Source organism: Actinomadura rugatobispora, from assembly GCF_042656285.1.
GTDB lineage: Bacteria > Actinomycetota > Actinomycetes > Streptosporangiales > Streptosporangiaceae > Spirillospora > Spirillospora rugatobispora.
In genome coordinates this window covers 73,780-79,932 of the sequence record NZ_JBHSON010000051.1, presented here as the reverse complement: position 1 = coordinate 79,932, position 6,153 = coordinate 73,780, and the positions used below count along the sequence as shown (strand labels likewise).

Below are 6,153 nucleotides of genomic sequence, written 5' to 3'. Positions count from 1 at the left end.
CTGCCGGCGGTACGGGCGGCGCCACCGGAGGCGCGTCCTGCCCCGGCGGCGGGCCCTGCACGGGCGGCGCGGCAGGCGGTACGGGCGGCACGGCCGGAGGCGCGTCCTGCCCTGGCAGCGGCCCCTGCGCGGGCGGCACCGCAGGCGGTACGGGCGGCGCGTCCTGTCCAGGCGGTGGTCCCTGTACGGGCGGTGCGGCAGGCGGTACGGGCGGCGCGTCCTGGCCCGGCGGCGGCCCCTGCGCGGGCGGTGCGGCAGGCGGTACGGGCGGCGCGTCCTGTCCTGGCGGTGGTCCCTGTACGGGCGGCACTGCAGGGGGAATGGGCGGCGCGGCCGGAGGTGCGTCCTGCCCTGGCAGCGGCCCCTGCGTGGGCGGCGCGGGCGGTGGGGGCGGCGGGACGGCCGGTGGAGGGCCCTGGGCCCCCGGCTGGTGGCTGAGGGCGCGCTGCGTGGCGTCCAGCCGGATCACGGCGGCCGCGTCGAGATGGACCTCGCTGGGCAGCCCCGGGTTGATCGCCAGCTGCCAGGCCGGATCCGGCCAGCCCCCCGCCAGCCGCGCGAACGACGTGCGCCGGTACAGGCCCGGCCGGTGCCCCGACCGCACCAGCGCCTGCGGCGAGGTGAACACCACCACGTACGTCCCGGCCCCGATCGAGGTGGTCGGGAACTCGGCGGCCTCCGGGTCCTCGACCGCCGGGGCGCTCGCCGGAAGGACCAGGTCGGCCGACAGCAGCAGCTCGAAGTAGGTCGTGTGGTCGCCGCGCTGCTTGGCCTCGGCCAGCCGCGGCTCCAGCTCGTCGGGCGCGTCCGGGACGTGCGCCTCGGGCGGCCCGCCCAGTGGCCCGGGACCCGCCCCCGGACCCGGCACCGGGGCGGCCAGCAGCGGCGCGGCGGCGTCCGCCGGGACGCCGGCGGGCCCGTTCGGGACGGCCCCGTTCGGCGCGGCGCCGTTCTGCGCGGCCCCGCCGGCCCGGTCGGCGACCTCGGCCAGTTCCGCGGAGGTGCGGCGCTGCTTGGTGACCCGGCTCGGGTCGGCGGCCTCGATGCCGAAGTCGAGCAGCTCGATCAGCCCGGTGCCGTGCCGGTGGAACGACTCGTACACCAGGTCGGAGGGCCGCCGCACGCCCTGCACGTCGCGCAGCGCGGTGACCATGACGTCCGCCAGCCGGCCGTGGTCGTCGACGGTGGCGTAGGCGGGCAGCTCGGTCCACCAGTTGCGCGGGGCGGGGTCGGCGGGCGGGCGCCAGCCGGCGTCGCTCATGACCTCCTCGTCCGCCAGGGTGAGGAGAAGCGGGCCGTCGAGGAAGTTGTTGCTGACCGCTTCGGCGTAGAGCCGGTCGGGCTCCCGCATCGCCTGGACGTAGTGGCGGCTCTCCTCGCGCTCGCGCACGATGAGGATGGTGTCCCTCTCCAGACCCGCCAGCTCGCGTCCCAGACGCCGCGCGAACTCGGACCACTCCAACAAGATCACTCCCTATCACCCGGGGAAGGGCCGCGACCCCCGCGCGACCGGTACCCGAGACCCCGATGATTGTCGCCCCGATCGCCGCTGGCAAACCGGGAGTTCACTCAGGTCGTCCGGATCCGCTCACTCGGGCGGCGCCGAGTGCCGCAGAACCCCCAGCGCCCTCCTCAGTTCCGCCGGATCGCCGGCGCAACCGTCGATCACGTCCATGAGCCGGTGCAGGATCTCGTGCCGCTCGAAGCCGACGTCCAGCATCGCCTGCGCGGTCTCCCACAGCTGCGGCGGGTCGCCGTTCCACAGCCGGCCGGCGAGCCGCTCGTGGGCGTCCAGGTGCGCCTCCGTCGCGCCCGGGTGCTCGAACTCCAGCAGGATTCTACGGTCCGCGGGATCGGCGGGGTCGAGCGTGGCGAGGTCGATCGAGCCGTGCCGCCCGGACAGGCGGTGCCGTCCCGACAGGAACGGCAGCGCGAAGGCGCGCCGGGGCAGCGCCTCCAGCTCGCCGTCGGGCAGCAGCCGCGCCACCAGGTCGCGGTCGAGCCCGAACGCCGACGGGTCGCGGTAGGCCTCGGCGAACTTGGCGGTGGCGTCCCAGACCGCGTCGAGGGTGGCGCGCACGCCCTCCTCCGGCAGCCCGGTCCGCCGTCCCGCCCAGCGCACCCAGGCGGCCAGCACGTGCGGCACCGCCTCCTGCTCGGTCGGGGACAGCAGCACCTTGCGCGGCAGCCAGTCCAGCAGGAACATCTCGCACTTGATCGGGCTGACCCGCAGCGGGCGGCCGAAGTCGTGCGCGCAGCCGTAGTCGATGATCCGGTCGACGCAGCGGCCGGCGGCCGACCGGTCGGAGAGGTCCTCGGCCTCGTCGGAGGCCAGGAAGCGGATGGCGATCTCGGCGCGCCGGTCGCGGCCGTACACCGGGGGCTGGGGGAGCCGGCCGCCGGGCGGCAGCGAGCTCACCCGGGCCCGCACGAACGCGTGGTAGGCCCCGAACTTCTCGTTGACCGGCGGGTCGGGGGTGTCGTCGGTGAAGTCGAGGGCGCGCTGCAGCACCGCCCGCGTGTCGCGCGGGTCGAGCTGCTCGAACCGCATCAGCGGGTTGCTGCGGCCCTCCCGGCGGCAGTGGTCGAGGAGCCGGTCGACCTGCGAGGAGACCCAGGCGTCCCGGACCATGCCGCCGGCCGGCGGGCGCGTCCGGCCCTCCTCGGCGGCCGGCGGCTCAAGCGACCGCGTCGGCGCCGGGCCGCCGCCGCCCGCGTGCAGCACGGCGCCCTGCACGCCGCCGTAGACGCCGCCCTGGGCCATGCCCTGGACCGCGCCCGCCCGGTTGCGGTCGACCAGGACGACCAGGGCGTGCCGGTCGCGGCCGCCGTAGGTGTACGTGCAGATGATCGAGTCCTGGTCGCCGTAGACGTCGCGGGAGACGTGGCACTCCTCGGGGACGACCATGCCCACCCGGTCGGCCCAGCCGGGACGCGCGACACCGCGCTCCATCAGGGCCAGCGCGGCCCGCTCGGCCTTGGCGGCCTGCCGCGGAGTGCCCAGGTAGGCCATGCCCGTCAGCAGCGCCAGCGCGGCCGGGGTGCCGACGCCGGCGGCGTGGTCGACCAGCGCCTCGCCGATGATCTCCTCGACGTCGCCGCCCGGCACCCGCCGTCCCCACCAGGAGCCCAGGATCTCGCTGACGATCAGTTCGGCGTCCAGCGGGCTGCGCACCGCCAGCAGCTCGCGCGCGTGGCGCAGCATCCCGTCGAAGATCGCGGAAACCTCGTCCGAGGGCGGCGGTCCGTCCCCGGCGGGATCCCCGGAGGAACGGCGGCGGCTGCGGGGACTCACGTCACTAGCTTCTCAGATCCGGCGCCGGTCCTCGTCCAGGACATCGCGGGGAGGCCGAAATGGGACGGAAGGCAACCGCGGACGGTCTTCCATCCGTAGTACAAAAGGCCCCGAACCGCAACGGCGCCCCGAATCCGCCCCGCCGGCCCGGTCAGGGCCCGGCGACCCGTCCCGAGGGCGGTTCGGACTTGACCATCCCGACCAGGTGCTCCCTGGCCATCCGCTCCACCAGCGCGGGGGTGGGCTCGAGGCCCAGGTGCGCCACGCACGCCTGGACGTCGGCGACGCAGCGTTCGACGGTATCGGGAGTGACGGTGGCGAACTCCGCGGCGAGCCGGCCGGAGAGAAGCCGGCGGACCTCGCCACGCCGTTCGGTCATGACAGCAGGCATCAACGCGCCTCCGAGCCCGAGGGTCCGGCGGTACGGGGTGACCGCCGGGGGCGGGCGGGGCCCGGCCGGGCACGCGCCGGTCCGTTCCCGGCCCGGTGGGACGTGCCGCCCGACCTCGCCTCGATGTCTCATTCCAGCGCTTCTGCCGTGAGTGTCAAGACCCGTCCGGCCCGGTCCTCGCCGGATTCGCCGAGGATTCGCCCGCGCGTTCCGCGGCCGTCCGGTTCCGGCGGTCGAGTTCGTCCAGCCAGCCCGGATGGTGGCGGGCCGCCCAGGCGCGGTCGACCCGCCCGGTGACCATGGCGCCGAGCGCGCCGCGGTCGCGCAGCGCGTACCAGAGGTGGCCCAGCGTCACCACCACGATGATCAGGAACAGCCAGTCGTGGACGAAGGTCGCGCCGGTCCGCCACCGGTCCGGCCAGGGGTCGGGGAAGGTCAGGATCGTGCCGGTCCCGAGCATGACCAGGATCGCGCCCGCGGTGAACGCGGCGTTCAGCTTCTGCCCCGGGTTGAACTTGCCCACCGGGATCACCCCGCGCGGGAGCGCGGCCTCGGAGCCCGCACGGGGAACGGCGCCGGTCACGGCGCGGCGGTCGCCGCGGCGCAGCCACTCCCAGTCGTGCGGGCCGAACCGGTCGAGCCTGCGCAGGTCGGCCCGGAAGGCCCGGGAGAGCAGCCCCAGCAGCACCGGCACCGGCAGCGCGTACCCGGCCCAGATGTGCAGCGGCTTGATCAGGTCGCGGCGGCCCACCGCGGACGCCAGCGCCGGCACGTACAGCAGCGCCGCCGTGACCAGGCACACCAGCATCAGCAGGGCCGTGACGTGGTGGATCGACCGCTCCGCCCGCGAGAACCGGTCCAGCAGGCCGCGCCGGGGCATCTCGCGCCGGGGCATGTCACGTCGGGGCATCGTCGCGTCCGTTCGACCGGCCGACCCAGGCGTCCACGTCGTAGCCGCGCCGCTCCCAATACCCGGTGACGACCCGGTCGGTCAGCTCGATGCCGCCCAGCCACTTGAGCGACTTGTAGCCGTACATGGGGCCGACGAACAGCCGCACCGGGCCGCCGTGGTCGTGGGTGACCGGGGCGCCGAGCATCTCCGTGGCCACCAGCACGTCCCGCCTGCGCGCCTGGTCCAGCGTCAGCGACTCGGTGTAGACCCCGTCGAAGGAGGTGAACCGCACGGCCCGGGCGCGCGGCGAGACCCCCACCGCGTCCAGCAGGTCGGGCAGCGCCACCCCCGCCCACATCACCTCGGGCACCCGCCACCCGGTCACGCACTGGAAGTCGCGGGTGAGGCGCGTCTGGGGGAGCGCGGCCAGGTCGGCCATGCTGAACGACCGCTCGCCCCGCACCAGCCCCGTCACCGTGACCCGGTACTGCGCCGGCGGGCGCGGCCGCACGCTGCCGACGACCGAATAGAACCGGAACCCGTTCCCGGCCGCGGGGAGCACCCCGCCGATCTGCCCGATGGGCGCCAGCGCCCGGTTCACGCCCTTCTGCAGCGAGGCCCCGACGGCGACCCCTGCCACGCCCAGGCCCAGCATGCCGAGCACGACACGCCGTCCCACCGGTGTGCCGTCCGCGCGCGTCTCCGGTGTCCCGGGAGTCTCCCGCGTCCCCGGAGTCTCCGCGTCTTCTGCGGCGCCGTCCGCGGCGCCTCTTCGCTTCACCCCTCCATTCGAGCACCGCCGCGGCTTGACCACCATGCCCGGGACGCCCGCGTAAGGAATCGGTGAGATCTAAGCTGGGGCGCATGGCCATCACGCTTCACCTCGCGCAGCGTCCCGAGGCGAACGAGCTGCTGGGACGCAGCCCGCTCGCCGCCCTGATCGGCATGCTGCTCGACCAGCAGATCCCGATGGAATGGGCCTTCTCCGGCCCGTACACCATCGCCGAGCGGCTCGGCGCCACCGACCTGGACGCCGCCGAGATCGCCGCCCAGGACCCGGAGCGGTTCGCGGCGCTGCTGTCGGAGAAACCCGCGGTGCACCGCTACCCCGGCTCGATGGCCAAGCGGGTGCAGCAGCTGTGCCGGTACCTGGTCGAGCACTACGACGGCGACGCCGAGGCGATCTGGCGGGACGCCGCCGACGGCAAGGAGCTCTACAAGCGGCTCAACGCCCTCCCCGGCTACGGCAAGCAGAAGGCCCAGATCTTCGTGGCCCTGCTCGGCAAGCAGTACGGCGTGCGCCCCGAGGGCTGGCGGGAGGCCGCCGGCGACTACGGCGAGGAGGGCTCGCACCGCTCCGTGGCCGACATCACCGGCCCCGACTCCCTCGCCGAGGTGCGCGCCTTCAAGCAGGAGACGAAGGCCGCGGCCAAGGCCGCCAAGGCGAAGAAGTAGGCGTTCGCCGGCCACCGCCCACCCCGATGCGTCATGAATGTTCTGTCCGGAACTCGCCGAACGGGCGCGCCGTCCCCGCGTCCGGCGCCCCGGAGCCGTAACATCACGTACTCGCCGTCC

At 75.1% G+C, this 6,153-nt stretch carries 6 protein-coding genes; 1 reads left to right on the top strand and 5 read right to left on the bottom strand.

Annotated elements, in window-relative coordinates:
- The 5 genes from ACFPZN_RS31945 to ACFPZN_RS31925 form a co-directional block, all read right to left on the bottom strand.
- A partial coding sequence (locus ACFPZN_RS31945) for an SseB family protein (protein WP_378285998.1) occupies positions 1–1,465 on the bottom strand: 1,465 nt, incomplete at its 3' end.
- Positions 1,466–1,588: 123 nt separating this feature from the next.
- Positions 1,589–3,205, bottom strand: a complete 1,617-nt coding sequence (locus ACFPZN_RS31940; RefSeq protein WP_378286001.1) for a hypothetical protein — start codon at positions 3,203–3,205, stop codon at positions 1,589–1,591.
- A gap of 241 nt (positions 3,206–3,446) precedes the next feature.
- A complete protein-coding gene (locus ACFPZN_RS31935) occupies positions 3,447–3,674 on the bottom strand; it encodes a hypothetical protein (protein WP_378285997.1) in 228 nt (75 codons plus the stop codon).
- A 166-nt stretch (positions 3,675–3,840) separates the two neighbouring features.
- Positions 3,841–4,596 carry a cytochrome b/b6 domain-containing protein gene (locus ACFPZN_RS31930; RefSeq protein WP_378285996.1) on the bottom strand — a complete coding sequence of 252 codons (756 nt, stop codon included), beginning with the start codon at positions 4,594–4,596 and terminating at the stop codon, positions 3,841–3,843.
- Positions 4,583–5,257, bottom strand: a complete 675-nt coding sequence (locus ACFPZN_RS31925) for a molybdopterin-dependent oxidoreductase (protein WP_378285995.1) — start codon at positions 5,255–5,257, stop codon at positions 4,583–4,585. The genes ACFPZN_RS31930 and ACFPZN_RS31925 overlap by 14 nt, the downstream gene beginning before the upstream one ends.
- A 185-nt stretch (positions 5,258–5,442) precedes the next feature.
- On the opposite strand from ACFPZN_RS31925, the gene ACFPZN_RS31920 reads away from it, so the two are divergent.
- Positions 5,443–6,033, top strand: a complete 591-nt coding sequence (locus ACFPZN_RS31920) for an HhH-GPD-type base excision DNA repair protein (protein ID WP_378285994.1) — start codon at positions 5,443–5,445, stop codon at positions 6,031–6,033.
- Positions 6,034–6,153 lie beyond the last annotated feature (120 nt).

Bases quoted from the DNA above. Each gene is read 5' to 3' on its own strand.
- ACFPZN_RS31930 (WP_378285996.1), bottom strand. From the start codon at position 4,596: ATGCCCCGACGTGACATGCCCCGGCGCGAGATGCCCCGGCGCGGCCTG.
- ACFPZN_RS31940 (WP_378286001.1), bottom strand. From the start codon at position 3,205: ATGCTGCGCCACGCGCGCGAGCTGCTGGCGGTGCGCAGCCCGCTGGAC.
- ACFPZN_RS31920 (WP_378285994.1), top strand. From the start codon at position 5,443: ATGGCCATCACGCTTCACCTCGCGCAGCGTCCCGAGGCGAACGAGCTG.
- ACFPZN_RS31935 (WP_378285997.1), bottom strand. From the start codon at position 3,674: ATGACCGAACGGCGTGGCGAGGTCCGCCGGCTTCTCTCCGGCCGGCTC.